Source organism: Saccharothrix deserti (assembly GCF_009769385.1).
Taxonomy (GTDB): Bacteria; Actinomycetota; Actinomycetes; order Mycobacteriales; family Pseudonocardiaceae; genus Actinosynnema; species Actinosynnema deserti.
In genome coordinates, this window is the sequence record NZ_ML775963.1 from 209,840 (window position 1) to 233,548 (window position 23,709).

At 70.5% G+C, this 23,709-nt stretch carries 24 protein-coding genes; 14 read left to right on the forward strand and 10 right to left on the reverse strand.

Going from position 1 to position 23,709, the window contains the following annotated elements:
- Together FM051_RS09735 and FM051_RS09740 are read left to right on the forward strand one after the other, a co-directional pair.
- Window positions 1-2,766, forward strand: coding sequence for an FtsK/SpoIIIE domain-containing protein (locus FM051_RS09735; RefSeq protein ID WP_158842579.1), 2,766 nt, complete (start codon window positions 1-3; stop codon window positions 2,764-2,766).
- Window positions 2,763-3,194, forward strand: coding sequence for a hypothetical protein (locus tag FM051_RS09740; protein ID WP_158842580.1), 432 nt, complete (start codon window positions 2,763-2,765; stop codon window positions 3,192-3,194). The genes FM051_RS09735 and FM051_RS09740 overlap by 4 nt, the downstream gene beginning before the upstream one ends.
- Window positions 3,195-3,198: 4 nt before the next feature.
- On the opposite strand, the gene FM051_RS09745 is transcribed toward FM051_RS09740, so the two are convergent.
- Window positions 3,199-3,606, reverse strand: a complete 408-nt coding sequence (locus FM051_RS09745) for a GNAT family N-acetyltransferase (protein WP_158842581.1) — start codon at window positions 3,604-3,606, stop codon at window positions 3,199-3,201.
- A gap of 54 nt (window positions 3,607-3,660) precedes the next feature.
- Window positions 3,661-4,830 (reverse strand): RtcB family protein, encoded by a 1,170-nt coding sequence (locus tag FM051_RS09750; RefSeq protein ID WP_158842582.1) that lies wholly within the window; start codon window positions 4,828-4,830, stop codon window positions 3,661-3,663.
- A 236-nt stretch (window positions 4,831-5,066) separates the two neighbouring features.
- Between FM051_RS09750 and FM051_RS09755 the strand changes: the two genes are divergently transcribed.
- The 3 genes from FM051_RS09755 to FM051_RS09765 all read left to right on the forward strand — a co-directional run bounded on the left by FM051_RS09755 (window position 5,067) and on the right by FM051_RS09765 (window position 7,518).
- Window positions 5,067-6,074 carry an NADP-dependent oxidoreductase gene (locus tag FM051_RS09755; protein WP_158842583.1) on the forward strand — a complete coding sequence of 336 codons (1,008 nt, stop codon included), beginning with the start codon at window positions 5,067-5,069 and terminating at the stop codon, window positions 6,072-6,074.
- A 225-nt stretch (window positions 6,075-6,299) separates the two neighbouring features.
- Window positions 6,300-7,058: a 23S ribosomal RNA methyltransferase Erm gene (gene erm / locus FM051_RS09760; protein ID WP_158842584.1), complete on the forward strand. Its 759-nt coding sequence runs from the start codon at window positions 6,300-6,302 to the stop codon at window positions 7,056-7,058.
- A gap of 61 nt (window positions 7,059-7,119) precedes the next feature.
- Window positions 7,120-7,518 (forward strand): RidA family protein, encoded by a 399-nt coding sequence (locus FM051_RS09765; RefSeq protein ID WP_158842585.1) that lies wholly within the window; start codon window positions 7,120-7,122, stop codon window positions 7,516-7,518.
- A gap of 24 nt (window positions 7,519-7,542) precedes the next feature.
- Here FM051_RS09765 and FM051_RS09770 read toward each other — a convergent pair whose 3' ends face one another.
- Window positions 7,543-8,739 (reverse strand): amidohydrolase, encoded by a 1,197-nt coding sequence (locus FM051_RS09770; RefSeq protein WP_158842586.1) that lies wholly within the window; start codon window positions 8,737-8,739, stop codon window positions 7,543-7,545.
- On the reverse strand, window positions 8,729-10,351 hold the full coding sequence (locus tag FM051_RS09775; protein ID WP_158842587.1) for an FAD-binding oxidoreductase: 1,623 nt from the start codon (window positions 10,349-10,351) through the stop codon (window positions 8,729-8,731). Before FM051_RS09775 ends, FM051_RS09770 begins: the two co-directional genes overlap by 11 nt.
- Window positions 10,352-10,367: 16 nt before the next feature.
- Between FM051_RS09775 and FM051_RS09780 the strand changes: the two genes are divergently transcribed.
- Together FM051_RS09780 and FM051_RS09785 are read left to right on the forward strand one after the other, a co-directional pair.
- On the forward strand, window positions 10,368-10,934 hold the full coding sequence (locus FM051_RS09780) for a TetR/AcrR family transcriptional regulator (protein ID WP_158842588.1): 567 nt from the start codon (window positions 10,368-10,370) through the stop codon (window positions 10,932-10,934).
- Between the two features lie 31 nt (window positions 10,935-10,965).
- The gene (locus FM051_RS09785; RefSeq protein WP_158842589.1) at window positions 10,966-12,402 is read left to right on the forward strand and encodes a glycerol-3-phosphate dehydrogenase/oxidase; all 1,437 of its coding nucleotides are present in this window, start codon (window positions 10,966-10,968) and stop codon (window positions 12,400-12,402) included.
- Between the two features lie 256 nt (window positions 12,403-12,658).
- On the opposite strand, the gene FM051_RS50420 is transcribed toward FM051_RS09785, so the two are convergent.
- From FM051_RS50420 to FM051_RS09800, 3 genes are read right to left on the reverse strand one after another with little or no spacing between them, the layout of a single operon-like run.
- Complete coding sequence (locus FM051_RS50420; protein WP_202918759.1) at window positions 12,659-14,311, reverse strand: WXG100 family type VII secretion target; 1,653 nt, start codon at window positions 14,309-14,311, stop codon at window positions 12,659-12,661.
- A complete protein-coding gene (locus FM051_RS09795; RefSeq protein WP_158842590.1) occupies window positions 14,308-14,622 on the reverse strand; it encodes a type VII secretion target in 315 nt (104 codons plus the stop codon). Before FM051_RS09795 ends, FM051_RS50420 begins: the two co-directional genes overlap by 4 nt.
- Before the next feature lie 11 nt (window positions 14,623-14,633).
- Window positions 14,634-15,077, reverse strand: a complete 444-nt coding sequence (locus FM051_RS09800) for a YbaB/EbfC family nucleoid-associated protein (RefSeq protein WP_158842591.1) — start codon at window positions 15,075-15,077, stop codon at window positions 14,634-14,636.
- A gap of 193 nt (window positions 15,078-15,270) precedes the next feature.
- Between FM051_RS09800 and FM051_RS09805 the strand changes: the two genes are divergently transcribed.
- From FM051_RS09805 to FM051_RS50425, 6 genes are all read left to right on the forward strand, one after another.
- Complete coding sequence (locus FM051_RS09805; RefSeq protein WP_158842592.1) at window positions 15,271-15,534, forward strand: helix-turn-helix transcriptional regulator; 264 nt, start codon at window positions 15,271-15,273, stop codon at window positions 15,532-15,534.
- A gap of 137 nt (window positions 15,535-15,671) precedes the next feature.
- Window positions 15,672-16,514 (forward strand): ABC transporter ATP-binding protein, encoded by an 843-nt coding sequence (locus tag FM051_RS09810; protein ID WP_238412267.1) that lies wholly within the window; start codon window positions 15,672-15,674, stop codon window positions 16,512-16,514.
- Window positions 16,511-17,698: an ABC transporter permease gene (locus tag FM051_RS09815; protein ID WP_158842594.1), complete on the forward strand. Its 1,188-nt coding sequence runs from the start codon at window positions 16,511-16,513 to the stop codon at window positions 17,696-17,698. The genes FM051_RS09810 and FM051_RS09815 overlap by 4 nt, the downstream gene beginning before the upstream one ends.
- Window positions 17,699-17,902: 204 nt before the next feature.
- Window positions 17,903-18,472 (forward strand): PadR family transcriptional regulator, encoded by a 570-nt coding sequence (locus FM051_RS09820; RefSeq protein WP_158842595.1) that lies wholly within the window; start codon window positions 17,903-17,905, stop codon window positions 18,470-18,472.
- A gap of 20 nt (window positions 18,473-18,492) precedes the next feature.
- On the forward strand, window positions 18,493-18,909 hold the full coding sequence (locus FM051_RS09825; protein WP_202918760.1) for a hypothetical protein: 417 nt from the start codon (window positions 18,493-18,495) through the stop codon (window positions 18,907-18,909).
- Window positions 18,906-19,091, forward strand: coding sequence for a hypothetical protein (locus FM051_RS50425; RefSeq protein ID WP_202918761.1), 186 nt, complete (start codon window positions 18,906-18,908; stop codon window positions 19,089-19,091). Before FM051_RS09825 ends, FM051_RS50425 begins: the two co-directional genes overlap by 4 nt.
- 113 nt (window positions 19,092-19,204) lie before the next feature.
- On the opposite strand, the gene FM051_RS09830 is transcribed toward FM051_RS50425, so the two are convergent.
- From FM051_RS09830 to FM051_RS09840, 3 genes are all read right to left on the reverse strand, one after another.
- Window positions 19,205-20,518, reverse strand: a complete 1,314-nt coding sequence (locus FM051_RS09830; protein ID WP_158842596.1) for a citrate synthase — start codon at window positions 20,516-20,518, stop codon at window positions 19,205-19,207.
- 269 nt (window positions 20,519-20,787) lie between these two features.
- Window positions 20,788-21,726, reverse strand: coding sequence for a carbohydrate kinase family protein (locus tag FM051_RS09835; protein WP_158842597.1), 939 nt, complete (start codon window positions 21,724-21,726; stop codon window positions 20,788-20,790).
- A complete protein-coding gene (locus tag FM051_RS09840) occupies window positions 21,723-22,319 on the reverse strand; it encodes a TetR/AcrR family transcriptional regulator (RefSeq protein WP_158842598.1) in 597 nt (198 codons plus the stop codon). The genes FM051_RS09835 and FM051_RS09840 overlap by 4 nt, the downstream gene beginning before the upstream one ends.
- A gap of 121 nt (window positions 22,320-22,440) precedes the next feature.
- Here FM051_RS09840 and FM051_RS09845 point away from each other — a divergent pair, with 121 nt between their 5' ends.
- Entirely contained in the window at window positions 22,441-23,583 is a 1,143-nt protein-coding gene (locus tag FM051_RS09845; protein WP_158842599.1) for an acyl-CoA dehydrogenase family protein, read from the forward strand.
- Window positions 23,584-23,709 lie beyond the last annotated feature (126 nt).

Sequence of the window (23,709 nt, forward strand, 5' to 3'; positions counted from 1 at the left end):
GTGAACAGGCGTGACGAGCGCCGGAAGAGGATCGAGAGCTCCTTCGAGGAGTTCCGCCGGGCGGTGGCCGCCGCGTTGGGCAACGCCTCGCGCGAACACCGCCTGCTCGCCGACGAACGCGCACGCGACATGTTCGAGGTGATGTTGCGCGGCGACGGGGTCGACCGGGCGCTGGCCGACCACACGTTGGCCGAGGCGCTGGAGAACCCGCTGTTCACGCAGCAGGTGGCGAAGGCGCTGATCGACCGGATCGACGCGTTCCGCGACTGGTCGGAACGCGGGCCGGACCAGTTGACCGCGCTGGTCAACGCGGTGGCGCAGGGCCCGGCGTCGTGGCCGCACGAGTCGTGGCTCGGCACACCGGGCACGTCCGACGGCAGCGAGGGCGTGCCCGAGCTGTGGCGCATCGGCACGGGTGTGGTGCGCAGCGCGCCGGAGCCGCAGCGGTTCCCGGTGGCCGTGCCGCTGCTCGACCAGGCGCACCTGCACATCGCCTCCACCCACGAGAGCCGGGCCGCGGCCGAGGGCCTGGTGGAGAGCCTGCTGCTGCGGGTGCTGAGCCACTTCCAGCCCGGTCTGGTGCACGTCCACGTGTGGGACGTCAACCAGCTCACCGGCGCGCTGCCCGGCCTGTACCCGCTGACCCGGGCGGGTCTGCTGACCGTGCACGACCCGGCCCGGCTGCACGAGCTGCTGGACGAGCTGTCCGACCACATCCGCCGGGTGCACACCGGTGTGCTGGTCGAGGGCCACCAGTCGGTGAAGGCGGCGGGCGGGCGGCGGACCGAGCCGTGGCGGGTGGCGGTGCTGTTCGGCAACCGGCAGGCGTTGAAGGAAGAGCACCAGCAGCAGCTGCAACGGGTGGCGCGCAACGGTCTGGCGGCCGGCATCCAGCTGTTCATCGTCGACATCCCGATCACGGTCAACTCGCCGGTCGAGACCGTCACCATCGCCGCCGACCAGACGGCGACGTGCACGATGACCGGCAAGCACGTGGCCGTCGCGCTCGACCCGCCGTTCCCCCGCGCGTCGGTGCCCCGCGCGTGCGCGGCGATCGCGGACAAGCGGGAGGAGCGCCGCACCCGGCTCGGCACGTTCGCCGACCTGCTGCCGGAGCAGCTGTGGCAGGAGAGCTCGGCGGCGGGCGTGATCGCGCCGGTCGGCTACCACGAGGGCGAGCCGGTGCACGTGGCGCTGGGCGACACGTCGCCGCACGCGTTGATCGGCGGGCCCAGCGGCTCGGGCAAGACGAACTTCCTCTACGCCATGCTCGGCAGCCTCGCCGCCCGGTACCGGCCGGAGGAGCTGGAGCTGTACCTGCTGGACTTCAAGGAAGGCGTGTCGTTCGCGCAGTTCGCGCCGGGTCGCAAGGACCCGACGTGGCTGCCGCACGCGCGGCTGGTCGGCGTGAACGTCAACACCGACCGCGAGTTCGGCGTGGCGCTGCTGGCGTTCCTGGCCGACGAGATGCGCAGGCGCGCGGACGCGGCCAAGCGGCACGAGGTCACCAAGCTGGAACAGCTGCGCGACGAGGACCCGCACGGCCACTGGCCGCGGATCGTGGCGGTGATCGACGAGTTCCAGTACCTGTTCGGCGAACGCGACCAGGTCACCGCGCAGGCGACCCAGCTGCTGGAGGACGTGGCCAGGCGCGGCCGGTCCCAGGGCATCCACCTGGTGCTGTCCAGCCAGGACGTGTCCGGTATCGAGGGTTTCTGGGGCAAGTCGGCGATCTTCGAGCAGTTCACCGTGCGCATCGCGCTGCCGAAGGCGCGCCGGGTGCTGGCCGAGCCGCAGAACGACGCCGCGGTGGAGCTGCCGCGCTGGCACGCGGTGGTCAACCACGAGTCGGGCGTGCGGCCGGGCAACGAGATCGCGCGCATCCCGGACGCCACCACCAAGGGCACGTTCGACGTGCTGCAGGCCGAGCTGCACGGGCTCCGACCGCCCGACCTGGCGGAGCCGATCCTGTTCGACGGCAGCAAGGTGCCCGCGTTGCACCCCCTCCCGGACTTCCGGGCGCTGCGGCCGGGCGAGGGCAACCCCACCGTGCTGATGGGCCAGGTGATCGACGTGGCGGGCAGCGCGGCCAAGGTGCGCTTCGCCCGCACCCCCGGCCGCAACATCGCGGTGCTCGGATCGCTCGCCGAGGACGCGGCGGACGTGCTGGGCGGCGCGGCGCTGTCGCTGGCCCGCCAGCACGAGCCGAACGACGCCCAGTTCACCCTGGCGTGCCTGGCCGAGGACGCCTGGCCGCACGCGGAGAAGCTGGCCAAGCAGCTGCGCGGCGCGGGCCACGCGGTGAACCTGTTCGGCCTCGACGGCATCAGGGCGCTGGTCGACGACACCGCGAGCCGGATCACCGCCAGCATGACCGGTGAGACGGGCGCGCCACTGCAACCTCACTACTTGGTGGTTTACGCGGTGGACGCGGCGCACACCCTGTTGGAAGCCAAGAACCCGACGACGCGGGTCTCCGGGGTGGAGAACCTGCGGACCGTGCTCAAGCACGGCCCGGAGAACCGGACCCACGTGCTGGGCTGGTGGCGGGGCGTGCAGCGGCTGAAGAACAGCCTGTCGCCGGGCGTCTACGACGACATCGGCGCGTGGGTCGCGTTCGACATCCAGGGCAAGGAGCTGCTGTCGTTCGGACCGGAGCAGGTCATGGCGTGGTCACCGCGACCGCGGCGCGGCCTGTTCTTCGACCGGTTCGAGCACTCGCGGCCCCAGGTCGTCATCCCGTTCGACACCGGGGAGGAACCATGATCAGCCACGCCTCAGTCGTGCCCGCTCAGCGCACCAGCGGGGACGCCGCGCCGGAGGTCGAGGCGGTCTCGGCGGTCGAGCGGTACCGCGAGATCATCGCGCTGGCCGGCGACTCGGTGGACCGGATGCGCGCGGCCGACCGGGCCCGGGTGCGGCAGCTGCTGGAGCGGCTGGCCGCGTCCCAGGACCGGATGGCCGAGGTCATCGACCAGGAGAAGCTCGTCAAGCAGGTCGTCGCCGAGCACTGGGAGGGCGTCGTCAGGCTGCTGTGGGACGAGCGGTGGTTCACGATGACGACGGTGCCCGGCCCGGACGAGTCGGTGCCGCCGCGTGACCAGAGCGAGTACAACACCGCGCTGGACCTGGCCTACCGGGCGTTGGAGGACGCGGCGCAGAAACGCAACCTGTTGCGCCGCAAGGGTTCTTAGGGTTTCAGAAGCCCCAGGAGACGGCGACCGTGTCGAAGTCTAGTTCGGCCTCGGCACGGCGGTAGGTGGCCAGGGCCGCGGTGTTGTCCTTCTCGGTGCCGGTCCACACACCGGTGCAGCCGCGTTCCCTGGCCAGCCCGATCAGGCTCTCGATGAGGGCGGTGCCGATGCCCCGGCGCCGGTAGGCCTCGTCCACGCCCAGTTCGTAGAGGAACATCTCCACGCCCTTGTCGGGGTGGATGGTCTCCACCCCGGACACGAACCCGGCCGGCTCGCCGTCGACGTAGGCGATGAACAGGTGGTGCCGGTCGTCGGCGAGGAACGCGCGGGTCGCGTCCTCGATCGGAGGGTCGTCGAACAGGTGGCCCGCGGCCACCACGGCGTCGAACGACGTGATGCGGCGGATGTCCATGCTGTCGTCGCTCCTCGGGTGGGCGGGAGATGTGTCGCGGTGCGACGGATCGCGTCAGTCGCCCTTCACGTTGACGATCTGCCGCAGGGTGTGCCGGACCTCGACGAGATCGGCGGCGTCCGCCATGACGATGTCGATGTCCTTGTACGCCGCGGGGATCTCGTCGATGAACGCGTTGGTGTCGCGGTACTCGATGCCGACCATCGCCTTGCGCAGGTCCTCGTGGCTGAAGGTCCGGCGCGCGGCCGAGCGGGAGTAGTTGCGGCCGGCGCCGTGCGGTGACGAGTTCAGCGCGAGCTTGTTGCCCTTGCCGACCACGACGTACGACGCGGTGCCCATCGACCCGGGGATGAGGCCGGGCCGGCCCTCCTCGGCGTTGATGGCGCCCTTCCGCGACAGCCACACCTCCTTGCCGAAGTGGGTCTCCTGCTCGGTGTAGTTGTGGTGGCAGTTCGTAGTCTCCTGCCGTTCCACGTCCGTGCCGATCCAGTCGGACACGCACGCCACGACCCGGTCCATCATCTCCTCGCGGTTCAGCCACGCGAACTCCTGGGCCCACCGCATCTCGCGGATGTAGGCCCAGAACTCGGCCTCGCCCTCCACGAGGTAGGCCAGGTCGGGGTCGGGCAGGCTGATCCACCGGCGTTCGCACTGCGCCCGCGCGACGTCGATGTGGTGCTGCGCGATCTTGTTGCCCACCCCGCGCGATCCGGAGTGCAGGAACAGCCACACCCGGCCCGTCTCGTCCACCGTGATCTCGATGAAGTGGTTGCCGGAGCCGAGGCTGCCCAACTGGAACTTCCAGTTGGCGGCGTAGCGGGCCGGGTCGAACCCGGACTTCTCCGCCCGCTCGCCCAACGCGTGGACCCGCTCGGCCGCCGTGGCGGTGAGGCCCTTGTTGTACTTCCCCGCGGACAGCGGCACCGCGGCTTCGACCGCCTCCCGCAGCGGCGCGAGCGGCCGGGAGCGGAAGTCGTCCTCGGTGAACTGGGTGCGGACCGCGATCATGCCGCAGCCGATGTCCACCCCGACCGCGGCCGGGATGATCGCGCCGAGGGTGGGGATGACGCTGCCGACGGTCGCGCCCTTGCCGAGGTGTGCGTCGGGCATCAGTGCCACGTGCGGGAAGACGAACGGCATCAGCGCGGTCTTCTCGGCCTGTTCGCGGGTCTTCGGCTCCAGGATCGACGCCCAGTTCAGGAGGCTCTTGCTGATCTTCTCCACGGTGATGCCTTTCCAGTGGCGGATTCGCCGCCGGCTGTTCTGAATCTTTTCGGTGACTTCGGGGAGTGGGTCGAGGCGGGGAAGCCGCGCCGGGACCACGCCAGGACGGTACGCCTCGGCGATGACGCGGTCATGCGCGTTTTGCCCCACTGCGGGACGACTGCGGGACGACTGCGGGACACAGCTCACAGCCGAACGGCGGAACAGCGCCGAGACTTCGTGCTGTTGCACTTCGTATGACCTTGCCGAGCACCGCGCGGGAGATCCGTCTCGCATCCCGCCCAGAAGGCTTCCCGACCGTCGAGAACTTCGAACTGGCCGAGGCACCCGTGCCGACCATCGGTGACGGGCAGTTGCTGGTCCGCAACCTCGTGATGAGCGTCGACCCGTACATGCGGGGCCGGATGAACGAGGGCAAGTCGTACGTGGCGCCGTTCGAGATCGGCAAGGCCCTCGACGGCGGCGCGGTGGGCGAGGTCGTGGCGTCCAACGCTCCCGGTTTCGAGGTCGGCGACACCGTGCTGCACTTCCTGGGCTGGCGTGAGTACGGCGCGGTGGAGGCGGCCGACGCGGTGAAGGTCGACCCGCGGCAGGCGCCGATCGGCGCGTACCTGGGTGTGTTGGGCATGCCCGGCATGACCGCCTACGCGGGCCTGCTGGACGTGGCCGCGTTCAAGGAAGGCGACGTGGTGTTCGTGTCCGGCGCGGCGGGCGCGGTCGGCCAGGTCGCCGGTCAGGTCGCCCGGCTGCGCGGCGCGAAGCGCGTCATCGGCAGCGCCGGCAGCGACGAGAAGGTGAAGTACCTGGTCGAGGAGCTGGGCTTCGACGTGGCGTTCAACTACAAGAACGGCCCGGTCGCCGACCAGCTCGCGGAGGCGGCGCCGGACGGCGTCGACGTGTACTTCGACAACGTCGGCGGCGACCACCTGGAAGCGGCGATCGACGCGCTCAACCCGTACGGCCGCGTCGCCCTGTGCGGCGCGATCTCGAACTACAACACCAGGACCCCGGCGGGTGTGCGCAACTTCGGCCTGGCCGTGGGCAAGCGGCTGAACCTGCGCGGCTTCCTGGTCCACGACCACGAGCACCTGCGCGACCAGTTCGTGGGCGAGGTCGGCGGCTGGATCGCCGAGGGCAAGCTGCGCTACCAGGAGACCGTGACCGAGGGCCTGGACCGCGCGCCGGAGGCGTTCATCGGGATGCTGCGCGGCGAGAACACCGGCAAGGCCCTGGTCACCCTGTAGTTGTTCCGTGCACGAAAGTTGTCTCGTGCACGAAAATCGGTTGTCGGACACCGCCGGCGATGCGCTAGCGTCGCCGGCATGTGCGCCGCCTCGGCATTGACCCGGTTGCGCCGCGTCTAGCGGCGGCATCCTTCGGGTAGAAGCTCCGCCGCTCCAGCGAGTCCACGCCGGGCGGTCTCTTCCGTGCTGCCCGGCTCGCTTCCCAGCAGCCGCGGAGCTCCACCAGTGCGCACGCACCACAACGGCCGGCACGAGAACGGCCAGAACTTCCTCACCGACCGCACCGTCGTCACCGCCGTGGTCGACCTCGTCGCCCGCACCCGCGGGCCGATCCTCGAGATCGGCTCCGGGGCAGGCGCGCTGACCCTGCCCCTGCAGGCCCTCGGCCGACCGTTGACGGGTGTGGAGATCGACCCCGACCGGGTCCGTGACCTGCGTAAACGGGTCGGGCCGGGCACGTCGGTCGTCCACGCGGACTTCCTCCGGCACCGCCTGCCCTCCACGCCGCACGTGCTGGTCGGCAACCTGCCGTTCCACCTGACCACGGCGATGCTGCGGCGCATCGTCCACGCCGACCACTGGACGGACGCCGTGCTGCTGGTCCAGTGGGAGGTCGCTCGGCGCCGGGCGGGCGTCGGCGGGGCGACGATGATGACCGCGCAGTGGTGGCCCTGGTACTCGTTCGACCTGGCACGGCGGGTTCCGGCCGCGGCATTCCACCCACGACCGAGCGTGGACGGCGGCCTGATGACCGTGACACGCCGAGCCGACCCTCTCGTGGACGTCCGCAGCCGACGTCGGTACCAGACGTTCGTGCACCGCATCTTCACCGGACGCGGGCGCGGCGTGCCGCAGGTCGTGCGTGCCGCCTACCCGTCGTCCCGCGTCACCGCGTGGGCCCGACGGCACGGCATCACCGACCGCACTCTGCCGCGCGACCTCACCGCCGAGCAGTGGGCGCAACTGTTCGACCTGTGCTGCTAGCCCTGGGGAATTCCGGATATCAGGACAGTAGCTGTCCTGATATGGCGGCATGCTGGTCAGCATGAACCGCAACTCACTGCTCCGCCCCGACGGACTCGTCCGGTCGCCCGCCTTCACCCACGTCGCCGTGGTGCCGCCGGGTTCGACGACGGTCTACATCGGCGGCCAGAACGCCGTCGACGGCGATGGCAGGCTCGTCGGCGGCGATGACGTGGCCGCCCAGACCCAGCAGGTGATGAAGAACCTGCACGTCGCGCTGGCCGCGGCGGGCGCGACCGTCCACGACCTGGTGATGGTGACGATCCTGCTGGTCGAGGGCGTCGACCTCAACGCGGCCTACCCGGTGGCGGCCGCCGAGTTGGCGGGCGCCGCGCCGCCGGTCGTAGCCGCGCGGGTGGCCGGGTTGGGCGTGCCCGGAGCGCTGCTCGAAGTCAGCGCGGTCGCGGCCGTGACGTCATGAGCACCCGGCCGTCCGAAGTCTGAACTAGACGATCTCGCCGTCGGCGGCGACGACGCGTCCCGCGTGCACGACCAGTGTGCGCGGGGCGTGGTCCATCACCGCGGCGGTCACCGTGTCGCCCGGCACCACCACCAGGTCCGCCGGCGAGCCCTCCGTCAAGCCCAGAGTCCGTCCCATCACGGCCGCGCCGCCGCGCGTGGCGATGTCGACGCACATCTCCACCAGGTCGTCCCGCCGGAACCCGTTGCGGTAGGCCAACTGCCAGGTCCGCTCCAGCATGTCGCCGTTGCCGTAGGGCGACCAGTAGTCGCGGATGCCGTCCTGCCCGAGCCCCGACCGCACCCCCGCCCACCGCAGTTGCCGCAACGGCAACGGTTCCCGCACGCCGGGCGCGACGGTGGTCACCGCGACGTCGTGCTCCGCCAGCAGCTCCACCAGTTCCCGCTGCCGCTCGTCGTCCACAGTGGACAAGGCGAACGCGTGGCTGATCGTCACCTGCCCCTGCATGCCGAGCGCGTTCACGCGTTCGCAGATCAACTCCACCTGGAACGCACCGAGCGACCCGGCGTCGTGCAGGTGCACGTCCACGCCGCACTGGTGCTTCTCCGCCAACCCGAACACCACGTCGAGGTGCCGCACCGGATCACGGTCGCAACCGGCCGGGTCGAGCCCGCCGACCAGGTCCGCGCCCGCGCGCAACGCCGCGTCCAGCAGCTCGGCGGTCCCCTTCTCCCGCAGGATGCCGCACTGCGGGAACGCCACCACCTCGACGTGCGCCCGCCCGGAGTGCTCCTCGCGCGCCGCGAGCACGCCTTCCAGCTTGTCCAACCCGGAGTCGACGTCCACCTGCGCGTGGCTGCGCACGTGCGTCGCACCGGACGCGATCGTGCGCCCGAGCGTGTGAGTGGCCCGTTGCGCGACGGACACCTCGGCGGAACGCCAGTTGCGCCGGTCGTTGTCGATCAGCTCGGCCAGGCCCTCGCCCGCGCTGTGCGGCCGGAACGGCAGGCCGAGCCGGGTGGAGTCGAGGTGCGCGTGCGCGTCGGTGAACGCCGGCAGCAGCACACCGCCCCGGCCGTCGACCACCGGCACGGCGGGCGGCGGGTCGAGGTCCGGGGCGAACGCGGCGACGTGCCCGCCCTCGCAGAGCACGTCGACCAGGGGCGCGTCCGGGCTGTTCGGCCACGGCCGCACGGAACGGATCAGCAGGTCACCGGTCACCAGGCGACGCTAGCCCCGTCGGGATGAGCTTTCCAGGGTTGAGCACACCGGTCGGGTCGAGTGTCCGCTTCACGGCCGCCAGCACGTCCACCCCGAGCGCGCCGATCTCGGCTTCGAGGTACGGCACGTGGTCCGCACCGACCGCGTGGTGGTGGCTGATCGTGCCGAGCCCGGTGATGGCCTCGCTCGCGGCGGCCTTGGCGACCTGCCACTGCCCGATCGGATCGGCGACGTCCCGTGCCGCCAGCGCGGTGAAGTACAGCGACGCGCCGGTCTCGTAGGCGTGCGAGATGTGGCACATGACCACGCACTCACCGAGCGCGTCCACCAGCGCCTCGCGCACGGCGGTGCGCAGCTCGGACACCTTCGACCAGTGCGTGGCGGTCTCCAACGTCTCCACGCACACACCGACCTCCATCAACGCGTCCCGCTGACGCGGACCGTTGAACCGGCCGTGCCGCCACGCCTCACCTAGCGCCGTGCCGAGGGACACCAGCTTCAGGCCCCGCAACGTCTCCGCGCGCTTGCGCTTGACCTCGGCCTCGCTCGCGCCGTGCCAACCGAGGATCAGCAGGCACGGCCGCCGCACGCCACGCGCCTTCAGGTACGCCTTGAGCGCGTTGATCTTCCAGCCCCCGGTCATCGCCAGGGACACCCCGGTCTCGTCCACATCGGACAGACGGGTCACGTCGGCCAGGACGCGCCGCTGCGCCAGCCCGCGCACCACGGCCGAGCCGCGCGCCCAGCCGTCCACCACGAAACCCTCGTAGCGCTCGACCTCCGGACGCGGCCGGACGCGAAGCGTGACTTCGGTGATGACGCCGAACGCGCCCTCACTGCCCACCACCAGCTGTTTCAGGTCCGGCCCGGCGGCCGACGCGGGCGCGCCGCCCAGCCGCCACTCGCCCACCGGCGTGGCCAGCCGCACGCCCTCCACCACGTCCTCGAACCGGCCGTAACCGGAGGACGCCTGACCGGCCGAGCGGGTCGCGGCGAACCCGCCGACGGTGGCGCGCTCGTAGGACTGCGGGACGTGCCCGATGGTCAGGCCGTGGGCGGCGAGCGCCCGTTCGGCCTGCGGGGCGGGCAGACCGGCCTGGAGCACGGCCAGGCGTGACACGGGGTCGACCGAGACCAGCTCGTCCAGCCGGTTCAGGTCCAGCGCGATCACCGCCGCCTTGTCGCCGCGCAGGGCGTTCACGCCGCCGACGACGGACGTGCCACCGCCGAACGGCACCACCGCCACGTCGTGCTCGACGCACGTCTTCAGCACTTCGACGACCTGCCCGGGTGACGCGGGCAGCACCACCGCGTCCGGCACGGCCAGGTCACCGTCACCACGTTGCCTCAACAGGTCCACATAGGACAATCCGCCCGCGCGTCCCAGCCGTGAATCGCGGTCCACCCGGACGTACCCGGGGCCGACGACGGCGTCCAACGCGGCGTGCGCGGCACCCGACAGCGCCGACTCCGGCACGACCGGCGCACGCGGCGGAGTGCGGACGTCCGCCAGGCCGGTGCGCCCGCGGAGCCACCTGAGGGCGTGCGGCGGGAGCTCGCCCGTGGTTGAGGTCCAACTGCCCCGGAGGGTGTGGTCGGTGCGCTCGGTCACCGCTACAGTGTGACACATGACGTCTCAACGTCACAGTGATGACGCGCTCCTCGACGCGGCCCGCGACTGCGTGGTCGAGGTCGGGGTCCGCCGCACCACGCTGACGGACATCGCCAAACGCGCCGGGGTGAGCCGGATGACCCTCTACCGCCGGTTCCCGGACGTCGGGACGCTGGTCAGGGCCTTGATGACCAGGGAGTTCACCGCGCTCTTGCAGCGCATCGCGGTGACCGGCGACAACGCCCGGCAGCGGCTGGTGGCGCAGGCCATCGCCGGTATCCGGCTGCTCGCCGCCGACCCGTTGATGCGGCGGGTGCTCGACCTGGACGCCGAGTTGATGCTGCCGTACCTCGTGCGGCGGCTGGGCAGCACGCAGAAGCTGGTCGAGGCGTTCCTGGTGGCGCAGATCGAGGCCGGTCACGCCGACGGCTCGATCCGTCCCGGTTCCCCTGCCGCCCAGGCCCGACTGGTGCTGCTGACCACGCAGTCGTTGGTCCTGTCGATCCGGCCCGCGACCACGGACCTGGACTTCGACGAACTGCTGGCCGAACTGGCGGCCTACCTGGACGCGGCCCTGTCATGAGCACATCACTGTCGTGAGCACCTCGACTGTCATGAGCACCTCGCTGAACGCCGCCCGCCGCCGCGCGGACCTGGACCACGTGTCCTCGTCGCCGGTCGACCTGCTGGTCGTCGGTGGCGGGGTGACGGGTGCCGGTGTCGCCCTCGACGCCGCCTCGCGCGGCCTGTCGGTGTGCCTGGTGGAGGCGCACGACCTGGCGTTCGGCACGTCCCGCTGGTCGAGCAAGCTCATCCACGGCGGCCTGCGGTACCTCGCGCAGGGCGAGGTGGGACTGGCGTACGAGAGCGCGGTCGAGCGGGGCATCCTGATGACCCGCACGGCGCCGCACCTGGTCCGGGCGCTGCCGCAGTTGGTGCCGCTGCACGGCAAGTCGCACGACCCGGTCGTCATGGCCGGTCTGCGTGCCGGTGACGTGCTGCGCCGCCTGGCCCGCACCCCGTCCCGCGTGCTGCCCGGTCCGCGGCACGTGCCCGCCGTGGAGGCCCTGGCCCTGGCTCCCGGCCTGCGCCGTGCCGACCTGCGCGGCGGCCTCCTGAGCTTCGACGGCCAACTGGTCGACGACGCCCGCCTGGTCGTCGCCCTCGCCCGCACCGCCGCCGGCTTCGGCGCACGCGTCATCACCCGCGCCCGCGTCACGTCCCTGACCGACAACGGCGCCCACGTGACCGACACCCTCACCAACACGTCTCTGCACATCAAGGCGCGGGCGGTGGTGAACGCCACCGGCGTGTGGGCAGGCGACTTGGTGGACGTGAAACTCCGCCCGTCCCGCGGCTCGCACCTGGTCCTGTCAGCCTCCGCCCTGGGCCTGACCAACACCGCCCTGACCGTTCCGGTCCCCGGTGCCCGCAACCGCTTCGCCCTACTGCTCCCCCAACGCGACGGCCGCGTCTACATAGGCCTGACCGACGAACCGTTCGACGGCCCCATCCCCGACGTGCCAACGGTTCCCCAGTCCGATGTGGACTTCCTCCTGACCGTGGCGTCCTCAGTACTCGAACGCCCACTCACCCAAGCCGACGTCCTGGGCACGTTCGCCGGCCTGCGCCCCCTCCTGGACACCGGCGACGGCCCCAGCGCCGACCTCTCCCGCCGCCACGCGGTACTGACCCAAGACGGAGTGACAACAGTCGTGGGCGGCAAACTCACCACCTACCGCCGCATGGCCGCCGACGCCGTGAACGCCACCGCCCTGACAACAGCCCCCTCCCGCACCGCCCACCTCCCACTGGTAGGCGCAGGCCCGGCCACCGGCCCACCCCACCTGATCCCCCGCTACGGCACCGAGGCCCCCCGCGTGGCCGAGATCGGCGAGGTCGCCTGGGCAGTCCGCCACGAAGGCGCCCTGACCGCCGCCGACGTCCTGGACCGCCGAACCCGCACCGGCCTGATCCCCACCGACCGCGCCCACGCCGAACCCACCATCACCCACCAAGTAGCCGAAGAACTGGCCGCCCAAGCGACCTGAACGCAGAACTCACCCCACCTGAACGTTCGACACACCCAACGCGAACGTAGGACTCACGCGTGTGTCCTACGTTCACGCCAGGTGTGTCCTACCTCCAGACCGCGAGAGTCCTACCTCCAGACCGCGAGAGTCGAACGTTCAGGTGCCGTGAGTCGAACGTTCAGGGGGTCTGAGTTCTACGTTCAGGACGAGCGAAGGTGCTGTTGGGTAAGCAAAGGGGGGACCTCCGTGTGGAGGTCCCCCCTTGGCGTTCGGGTCACTCGCCGATGATCGGCTTCGCCGCCTTCGGCGGCTCCTCGATCAGGGGCTCACCTTCAAGCCGCACCTTGCGCTGGTGGTCCTTGCCGTCGCCGCCCTGGCCAGGGGGCGGCATCATCGGCATCATCCCGCCGGCCATGCCCGCGGCACCGGGACGGCCGCCACCGGCACCGCCGGGCACGCCGCCTGCCGCGCCACCGGCCGGACTGCCCGCGGCACCGAGCACGCCGGACGAGCCGCCGGACTGGAGGGTCGAGCCGCCGCCACCGGCACCACCACCGCCTGCGCCGCCCGCGAAGCCACCGCCACCACCGGCGAAGCCACCACCACCGCCACCGCCCGAACCACCGCCGGTCGGCATGGTAGGCAGGTCAGCAGCCACCGGACGCACCGGCGGCACAGTGGGCACGCCCGGCACGGTCGGCGCGCCGGACCCACTCGTCGTGTGGGTCGTGCCGCCCAGCGAAGGCAGCGACGTCATCCGGTCACCACCGGCCGAACCGTTGCCCGCCACCCAACGCCCCGGCTCCCAGTGGCCGCCGGCACCCGCGCCACCACCGGAACCACGACCGGAACCGCCACCGGTGCCGACCGTCGGCGGACGGCTCACCACCGGCCCGCTCGGACCACCGGGGTAGACACGCCCGTCCGGGTCGGAGCCCGGCCCGTAACCCACGCCCACCGTCGGCGGACGGCTCACCACGGGACCACCCGTGCCGCCGCCACCCGAGCCGGACGTGTTCGTCCCATCGTTCCCCGGAGACGTGTAGCGCTGGTCCGCGCCGCGGTCCATGTTGTTCAACTGGTCTTCGGTCAGCCCGACACCGCCCCGCGTCAGCCGCGGCCCCGAGCCGCCACCGCCGCCCGAACCCCTGTTGGACGACGTCATCGCGGTGATCGCCTGGAGGATCTGCTTGGCGGTCTGGGCGATCTGCGCGACCGACTTGATCAGGTCGATCAGCTTCTTGAGCGAGTTGGCGAGCTTCTGCAGGAAGTCGGCGAGCTTCTTGGCGTAGTTGCACGCCATCTGCACGATGTCCGCGATCGCCGCGCCGATGGCCGCGCCGAACGTCAGGAACGACGCCGCGAGCCACTGGATGATCTTCATGACCATCTCGGACACGGCCTGGCTGATCAGGTCCATGATGGTCTTGCGCACGGTCGCGACGAGCTCGCCCGCGCCCTTGGCCGCGCCGGAGATGCCCTTCGTGGCCTTGGCCAGGGTTTCCAGGCCGGCGGCGTGCTTCTTGCTCGCCGCCCGGTAACCGTCGGCGGAACGACCGTGCCAGCCCTTGGTCTCCTGCTCGGACGTGCGCCGGTAGTCGGCGACGATGCCCTCGATCTGCTTGGCCGCGGACGCCCAGCTGTCGGACATCTTCTGGATCGCCTGCGGGTCGCCGAGCAGCGCGTCGAACGGCTCGCGCAGGAAGTCGACGTGCTGCATGGCCCAGCTGAACCCGGCGGACAGGAAGCCCGACAGCGGGTTGCTCGCCATGCCGACGATGCCCATGGCGGTGTTCGCCATGCCGAGACCGGCCTGCACCCAGTCACCGCGCTCGACCGCCGCGACGGTGCCCTGCACGTCGCTGATCAGGTACGACGGGTCACGGCCCTGACCGGTGGAATTCCCTGTCGTGGCTTGCGCGCTCATCCCCGTGCCTTTCCGGTGAAGCCGAACGCGTTGTCGAGGTCGACGTTCTCGTAGAGGTCGGCGACCTCCTTGAGGCCCTGGCACATGTCGGCGATGGTCTCCGTGGCCTGGCCGAGGATGTCCTGGGACGAACCGGCCGTCTTGAGCAGGAACTGGGCCAGGAACGAGCCGAACACGCCGAAGGCTTCGGTCGACAGCGACGGGTCAGCGGTGTTGGTGGCCGAGAGCATCCGCTGCGTCAGCTGGTCGACCGTGCCAGCGTGCGCCCGGATCTGCTCCGGGCTCACGTTGAACGAGTCGAACATGGTCATCTACCCCCTGCTCAGGCCATGACATCGGGTGGGTTGGTGAAGTAGTCGTCATCGGGCCTGACGTCTCGACGCTGGATCTCCGGCGCCGGTTCCACGGCATCCGTGCCGTCACCCGAATAGCCGTTCGGCATCTTCGCCTTGACGAACTCCAGCGCCGGGCTGTCGCCGACGAACTCGGTCATGATCTCGACGACCTTGCCCGCGGCGGCGCGCTGCGCCTGCGCGACGGCGGTCATGATCGCGCCGGAGATCCGCTCCGGGTCCTCGCCCCGCAGTTGCGGGCGCAGGATCAGGTCGGTCAACGCGCCCGAGGCGTTGACAGTGACCGTGATCAGGCCGTCCGGTGACGTCGCGCTGCCGCCGACACCCCCGAGCTGCGTCTCGACCTGGGCGGCGTTCCGCTTGGCCTGGTCGATCTTCTCTCCGTACTGCGCGAGCCACTGGTCCGGCTCCATGTTCACCCCTCACGGCAACGGGGCTTGCGGCCCTACTGCGCATTCGACCCGTCGACAGACGATTCGGTTCCCGGCGACGTATCGTTTCACCGAATCGTGATTTACGGGCACGACACCGGCGGATACCACCATTCGGTCTATTCTGTGAATTGTTTACTTGCCGATCTGTTGGGTTTTCGCAACACTTCGTAGCATGAGTCCGGTGCGCCGAGGCCCCGGGCAGCCGATCCACAACCGGATCGGGGTGCTCAGGGTCGAGCGGGGTATGACGAGGGCGGTGCTGGCCAAGGCGGTGGAGGTCAATCCGCAGACGATCGGCGCGTTGGAGCGGGGCGACCACTACCCCAGCCTCGACCTGGCGCTGCGGATCTGCGACGTTTTCGGTCTCCCCGTGGAGGCGGTGTTCAGCCGCACGCCGTTCGAGCCGCTGTCGAGCCAGGTCTACGGCTTGGCCTAGGTCTACGGCTGGTCATGGCTGGTCACGACTGGTCACAACAGGAGGAGAGCACCGTGGCACAGGGCCGCACGGTTCTGGGAGAGCTGGAGATCGACCAGGTCTCCAAGCGCTACGGGGAGGTCGTCGCGTTGGACGGGATGACCTTCGACGTGCGGGCGGGCGAGCTGTTCGGGTTCGTCGGCAGCAACGGGGCCGGCAAGACCACCACGATGCGCATCGCGCTGGGTGTGCTCGCCGCCGACTCGGGCCAGGTGCGGTGGAACGGCGAGCCGATCACCTTCGAGACCCGCCGCCGGATCGGCTACATGCCCGAGGAGCGCGGCCTCTACCCGAAGATGAAGGTGCACGACCAGCTCGTGTACCTGGCCGAGCTGCACGGCATGTCCACCAACGCCGCCCACCGGTCCGCGGACAACTGGATCGCCCGCCTCGGCCTGCGCGACCGCAGTCACGACGAGGTGCAGAAGCTCAGCCTGGGCAACCAGCAGCGCGTCCAGTTGGCGGCGGCGCTGGTGCACGAGCCGGACGTGCTGGTGCTGGACGAGCCGTTCTCCGGCCTGGACCCGGTCGCGGTGGACGTGATGAGCCAGGTGCTGCGCGAGAAGGCCGCGAGCGGTGTGCCCGTGGTGTTCTCCAGCCACCAGCTGGATCTCGTGGAACGGTTGTGCGACCGGGTCGGCATCGTGCGCCGAGGCACCCTCGTCGCGTGCGGCCCGGTGGACGAACTGCGCGCCGGCGGCGACTCGAAGCTGGTCGTTGACGCACCACAGGCACCCGCCGGCTGGGCCGACCACCTGCCCGGCGTTCGGTCCGCGCACACGTCGTCCGGCCGCACGGTGGTGGACCTGGCCCCGGACGGCGACGACCAGGTGGTGCTGCGCGCCGCCCTGGACACAGGCCCGGTGCACGAGTTCTCCCGGCAGCGCCCCTCGCTGACCGAGTTGTTCCGCAGCGTGGTGACCGAGGAGTCCGCGGCATGAACAGCATCACCCCCGGGCGGGCGGTGTTCCTGGTCTCGCGCCGGGAGTTCCTGGCCAAGGTGCGCACGAAGTCGTTCCTGTGGGGCACGCTGGTGATCGTCGCCCTGATGGCGGGGTACGTGCTGCTGCAGGCCGTGCTGTTCGACGACGCGGGCCGCGACCGGGTCGCGTTGAGCGGTCAGGCCACCGTGCTGGCGGAGCCGTTGAAGCAGACCGCCGCGTCGTTCGGCCGCGAGGTGGAGACGGTCGACGTGACCGATCCGGCGGCGGCCGAGGAGCAGGTGCGGTCGGGTGACGTGGACGCCCTGGTCACCGGTGCGCCGGACGACCTGCACGTGGTGGTGAAGGAGTCGTTGAGCGACGAGCTGCACGCCTCGATCGACCTGATCGTCAAGCAGCAGGTCCTCAACGCCCAACTGGCCGAGGCGGGCGTCGACCCGGCCGTGGCCGCGCAGAACGTGGAGCGCGCGGGCGTCGACGTGGTGGCGCTGGAGCCGGAGGACGACCGGAAGGGCCAACGGCTGGCGATCGGCCTGGTGATCGCGGCGCTGCTGTACTACTCGCTGCTGGTCTACGGGACGATGGTCGCGCAGGGCGTGGTGGAGGAGAAGTCCAGCCGGGTGGTGGAGATCCTGCTGGCGACGCTGCGGCCGTGGCAGTTGTTGCTGGGCAAGGTCGTCGGGCTGGGCGCGGTGGGGTTGCTGCAACTGCTGCTGATCGGCGGCATCGGGCTGGTGCTGTCGTCGGCGTCCGGGGTGATCGACGTCGCGGGCGTGGCCGGTGGGGCGTTGGCGACCGGGCTGCTGTGGTACCTGCTCGGGTTCTTCTTGTACGCCACCGTTTTCGCGGCGGCGGCGTCCCTGGTGTCGCGCCAGGAGGAGCTGCAGTCGGTGCTGACGCCGATCAGCATGGCGATCGTGGTGGCGTTCGTGGTCGGCATCAACCTGATGATCAGCGACCCGACCGGGTCCGCCGTGGCGGTGATGTCGGTGCTGCCGCCGTTCGCGCCGATCCTGATGCCGGGCCGGATGGCGATGGGTGTCGCGCCGACGTGGCAGGTGCTGCTGGCGATCGTGCTCGCGCTCCTCGCGGTCGCGGCGATCACGTGGCTGGGCGGCAAGGTGTACTCGAACGCCGTGCTGCGCACCGGCGCCCGCGTCCGCCTGCGGGACGTGCTGCGGTAGCCCTCGCGTTCCCTTGGCTGTCCGCTAGAGCCGTCCGCTAAAGCTGTCCGCTAGAGCTGTCCACTGGTTGTCCACAGGCGCAGGCTCGACGGCCTGGAATTGTCGCCCCCTCCTGGCAAGATCAAATCAAGGGATCCCCTTGGCGGGGACCCCTGCTACAGCGCTCGCCGTGGCATAGTCGATTTCGACTGTTAGATTTCGGCCATGCCACGTCGCGCGCTCGACAACCCGCTGGTGCTCGCGGTGCTGGGCCTGCTGCTGGAGAACCCGGCGCACCCGTACCAGATGCTCTCCGAGCTGCGGAAACGCGGCGAGAACCGCGCCACCGTGATCAGCCGGGGCACGCTCTACGACATCGTCGAGGCGCTGGTGGCGGCCGGATGGGTCGCTCCGCAGGGCAAGCAGCGCACCGGGAACCGCCCGGAACGGACCGTGTACGCGCTCACCGACACCGGGCGCGAGGAGCTGGTGCGCCGCCTGGACAGCCAGATCCGCAACCCCCGGCGCGAGTTCACGCAGTTCGTCGGCGCGGTCGCCTACCTCGGCGCGCTCGGGCCGACCGGCGCCGTCGCGGCCCTGACCGAGCGCGCCCAGCGGCTGTCCGACCGCGTCGAGGCCGACGAGAGCCACCTGGCCGAAGTGCTGGAAAGCGGCGTGCCCCGGTTGCACGTCATCGAGGCCGAGTACGCGCTGCGCCTGGCCCGCGCCGAACTGGAGTGGATCGGCACGGTCGTGGACGAGATCCGCGTCGGCTCGCTGACGTGGCCCACCTGACCGAACGAGAGGACGAACCCGTGTCCACCGACCACGACAAGCTGCTCTTCGGGATCTACCCGGGCGGGATCACCGGTGACGACAGCGGCGGCCTGGCCACCGGCGCGCCCGACGACCCTGAGCGGATCTCGGCGGCACTGGATCGACTGCAGGGTGAGCCGGGCCGTCCCTTCCTGGTGCGCGCCTACGTCGGCTTCGACGACACCACCCCGAACGGCGCACCGCACCCGACCGCGACGCCGTCCGACGCCGCCCGGTACGCGCAGCGGGGACGCCGCCTCGACCTGGTTGCGCAGTACCAGTCCGCCTCCGGTGACGTCGCGGGCTACTGCGACTTCCTGCGCGACCTGGTCGAGCAGTACGGCGCGGTGACCGACACGCTCCAGGTGACCGAGGAGCCGAACGTCCCCGGCAAGCCGAGGTCGTCGACACCGTGATCCGGACCACCGCCGCGAACGCACGACGTCTGGGCATCGGCGGCTACACGCACTTCGCGCTCCGCGACGCCGACAGCGCGAAATCCGGGCTGTTCCACCGGTTCGGCCTCACCACCGACGACTACACCCCCAAACCCGCGTTCGACACCTACCGCGCGCTCATCGCCGAACTGGGCCGCTGAACCGGCGGATTCCCCGTCGTGCCAACGAAAAGGCCCGCACCGGGCGAACGGGTGCGGGCCTTCGGTGGAGCCGGGTCGGCGGTGAAGCCGTTGTCAGCGCTGAAAAAAGGGGGTCAGCGCTGGTCGAGCGGCACGAAGTTGCGCTCCGGGGAACCGACGTAGACCTGCCGCGGGCGGCCGATCTTGGTGGCCGGGTCCTCGATCATCTCGCGCCAGTGCGCGATCCAGCCGGGCAGCCGGCCCAGGGCGAACAGCACGGTGAAGAACTTCGTCGGGAAGCCCATCGCCCGGTAGATCAGGCCGGTGTAGAAGTCGACGTTCGGGTACAGCTTCCGCTCGACGAAGTAGTCGTCGGCGAGCGCCGTCTCCTCCAACGCCTTGGCGATGTCCAGCAGTTCGTCGGAAGCGCCGAGCTTGCCCAGGATCTCGTCGGCCGTCTTCTTGATGATCGCGGCGCGCGGGTCGTAGTTCTTGTAGACCCGGTGGCCGAAGCCCATCAGGCGGACGCCGTCCTCCTTGTTCTTGACCTTGTTCACGAACGCGGAGACGTCACCGCCCTCGCGCCGGATCTTCTCCAGCATCTCCAGCACCGCGGAGTTCGCGCCGCCGTGCAGCGGGCCGAACAACGCGTTGATGCCGGCCGAGATGGACGCGAACAGGTTCGCCTCGGACGAGCCGACCAGCCGCACGGTCGACGTGGAGCAGTTCTGCTCGTGGTCGGCGTGCAGCACGAACAGCAGGTCGAGCGCCCGCACCAGGTCGGGGTCGACGTCGTACGGCTCGGCCGGGAAGCCGAACGTCATGCGCAGGAAGTTGTCCACCAGACCCAGGGAGTTGTCCGGGTACAGGAACGGCTGGCCCACGGACTTCTTGTAGGCGTACGCCGCGATGGTGGGAACCTTGGCCAGCAGGCGGATCGTGGAGATCTCCACCTGGTTGGCGTCGAACGGGCTGAGGCTGTCCTGGTAGAACGTCGACAGCGCGGAGACCGCCGAGGACAGCACGGGCATGGGGTGGGCGTCACGCGGGAAGCCGTCGAAGAACCGTTTCAGGTCCTCGTGCAGCAGCGTGTGCCGGCTGATCTTGGAGGAGAATTCCTCGAGCTGGGCCTGGGTCGGCAGCTCGCCGTAGATCAGCAGGTAGCTGACCTCGAGGAAGTTCGACTTCTCGGCGAGCTGCTCGATCGGGTAGCCGCGGTAGCGCAGGATGCCCGCGTCACCGTCGATGTAGGTGATCTCGGAGGAGCAGGACGCGGTGTTGACGAACCCGCTGTCCAGGGTGACCAAGCCGGTGGTGGCCAGCAGCTTCCCGAGATCGATACCGGGCGCACCTTCGGTGGCCGGTACTACCTTCATCTCGTGCTCTCCGCCCGGATGGCGCAGCGCGACGGTACGGGTGTCGTTCGGCGCAATCGTCGCGTCGGGCATGCAGAGTCCCTCTCACGCTAGGGCGGGGTGGCTCATGCGGGTCTCGCACGCCTGCGCGCGGGCGTGGGATCGCCCCGCACCGCAGCACCACCCCGTTGGGGTCCTGTCAGTTCACCCACGCTAGTCAGCGGACGACCCGCCACACAGCCGCGGTGTGAACCGATTCTGCGAGGTGGGACCGGCATCACATCCGGATGCATGGGTGGCTAGCGTGCGTCCAACCACCGTAGCCCTTTCGGGCTGTTCCTCCACCTCACACGGGGTGAGAGCTAGGTCATCTCCAACTCGCGTTTGTACGGCGGCTCGGCGCCCGCGCGGGAGCACGTGATGGCCGCCGCCGTGCCCGCGTAGGACAGCGCCTCACGCCACTTCCCGGCGTCCAGACCTCGGACGGCCTCGACGGACAGCGCGTCGTGGTTGTGCAGCCAGGCCAGCAGAGCGCCCTGCACGGTGTCCCCCGCGCCGATGGTGTCGACGACGTCCACGGGGGTCGGTGGGACGCGAATCACGTCGCCGGAGGACGTCAGCACGGCCAGTCCGTCGCCGCCCCGGGTCAGCACGACCGCGCCCGGCCCGGCGCCCTGCCAGTCGCGCACGACCTCCAGCACCTCGTCCTCGGGCGCGTCCTCGGGCAGGTCGGCCAGCCACCGGGCGTCTTCGACGGACACCTTCAGCAGGCCGACGTGCGGCAGCCACGAGTCGTAACGGTCCCGATACGCCATGGGGTCGTGGATGAGGCCCGCGCGGATGTTCGGGTCGAGCACGGTGAGCGCGCCGCGTTCGGCCTCGCGCCACAGCACCCGCTCGTACGTGCTCGCGCCCGGCTCCAGCACCATCGACAGCGTCCCGAAGGACACCGCCCGGGTGCCTGCGGGCAGCGGCCCCGGATCGGTCACCTGGCGGTCCGCGGTGCCCTCGACGTAGAACGAGTAGCGCGCCGACCCGTCGTCGGCCAGACCGACCACGGCCAACGTCGTGGGCTGGTCGCTGCGCTGGACCAGATCGGTGCGGACGCCGGAGGCGTGCAGCCGTTCGATCAGCCGGTCGCCGAACAGGTCGGACGAGACGCGGGACAGGAAGCTCACCGGCGCTTCGAGCCGCCCGGCGGCCACGGCCACGTTGTACGGGCCGCCGCCGAGCCTCGGCGCGAGGTTCCCGTCGGGCGTGGGCACCAGGTCGACCAGCGCCTCACCAGCAACGACGATCACGAGTGGCTCCGTTCTCTCCGCAACCCGTCCAGCAGCAGTTCGCCCAGCGCGGTGAACGCCTCGGCGTCCGACACACCCGCGCGCCGGGGCAGCACACCGGTCTGGATGCCCTCGATGAGCAGACCGGCCATTTCGGCGATGAGGGTCGCATGCACGTCCCGGAACACCCCGTCCCGGACCCCCTCCTGGATGAACTCGCGGATCCGCTCGGCCGCCGCACGCGCGTTGCGCTCGTAGGTGGTGCGTGTGGGGGCGAACGCGGACACGTCGGTGATGAACTGCGCCGACGCCCGCCTCAGCTCCTCCGCCGCGCCCGCGAGGTACGTGCCGACGCGGACGCGCACGTCCTTGACGTCGGCGATGCGCTGTTCGATCCGCTCGGCCGCGCCCTTGAAGTACCGGCCGACGACGCGCACGGCCAGCTGTTCCTTGCTCGCGGCCAGCGCGTACAGGGTGGACTTGGAGCAGTGCAGGCGTGCCGCGAGGTCGTCCAGCGTGAAGTGCGCGAACCCCTCGGCGAGCACGAGTGCCTCAAGCCGGCCCAGCAGCTCCACCTGCCTGGGCGTCAGCGGTCTGCGCACGATCGAGGTCATAGGCGGCAACTCTGTCACAATGCCTGAATGCAGTACTGGAGTACGTCCTAGAGTACTGTCGACAGTACTCTCGTGTCTCAGTCGAGTTCCACTCGATGCCACGCCGTACCGGAGGTCGACGATGCCCGCCGAGCGCCTGCTCCCCACCACGGAGGCCGAGGACCTGCTCGCTCTCGTCCGCGAGATCGCCCGCGACGAACTCGCGCCGCACGCGGCCGAGGCCGAGGAGCACGAGCGGTTCCCGCGCGACAAGTTCCGGCTGCTGGGCAAGGTCGGCCTGCTCGGCCTGCCGTACCCGGAGCGGTTCGGCGGCGGCGAGCAGCCGTACGAGGTGTACCTGCAGGCGTTGGAGGAGGTCGCGTCGGCGTGGATGTCCGTCGGCGTCGGGCTGTCGGTGCACATCATGTCGAGCTACGGGCTGGCCACGTTCGGCACCGAGGAGCAGAAGGCGCGCTGGCTGCCGGACGTCCTCGGGGGCGACCACCTCGGCGGGTACGCGCTGTCCGAGACGCACGCCGGTTCGGACGCGGGCGCGCTGTCCACCCGGGCCACGCGTGACGGCGACCACTACACCGTCAACGGCACGAAGGCGTGGATCACGCACGCGGGCGTCGCCGACTTCTACACGCTGATGGCCCGCACGTCCGACGACGGCGGCAAGGGCGTCAGCTGCTTCTTCGCGCCCGGTCAGGCCGAGGGCCTCACGGCGGCGAAGCCGGAGCGCAAGATGGGCCTGACCGGTTCGATCACCGCGCAGCTGCGGTTCGACGACGTCCGCGTCGACGCCGACCGCCTGATCGGCAACGAGGGCGACGGGCTGAAGATCGCACTGTCCGCGTTGGACTCCGGCCGGCTCGGCATCGCCGCGTGCGGTGTGGGCCTGGCGCAGGCGGCGCTGGACGAGGCCGTCGCGTACGCCAAGGAGCGCACCCAGTTCGGCCGTCCGATCATCGACTTCCAGGGGCTGGAGTTCCTGATCGCCGACATGGCCGCCGCGGTCGAATCCGCCCGTGCCACCTACCTGGAGGCGGCCCGCCGACGTGACCGCGGCCTGCCGTTCCGCCGCCAGGCCGCGATCGCGAAGCTGATCTGCACCGACGCCGCGATGAAGGTGACCACGGACGCCGTTCAAGTCCTGGGCGGCGCCGGCTACACCCGCGACTTCCCCGTGGAGCGCTACATGCGGGAGGCCAAGGTCCTCCAGATCTTCGAGGGCACCAACCAGATCCAACGCCTGGTAATCGGCCGCGACCTCCGCCGCTAACCCGCTGCTTTCACGGTGTTTCGGCGCGAAAGGGTGTCGATCACGGAGAAAGGTGCTCTGAGCTGCAAGGATATGACTTGTCGAGGGTCATGTCCGAACCAGTTCAGGAGCACCTTTCTGGTGAGC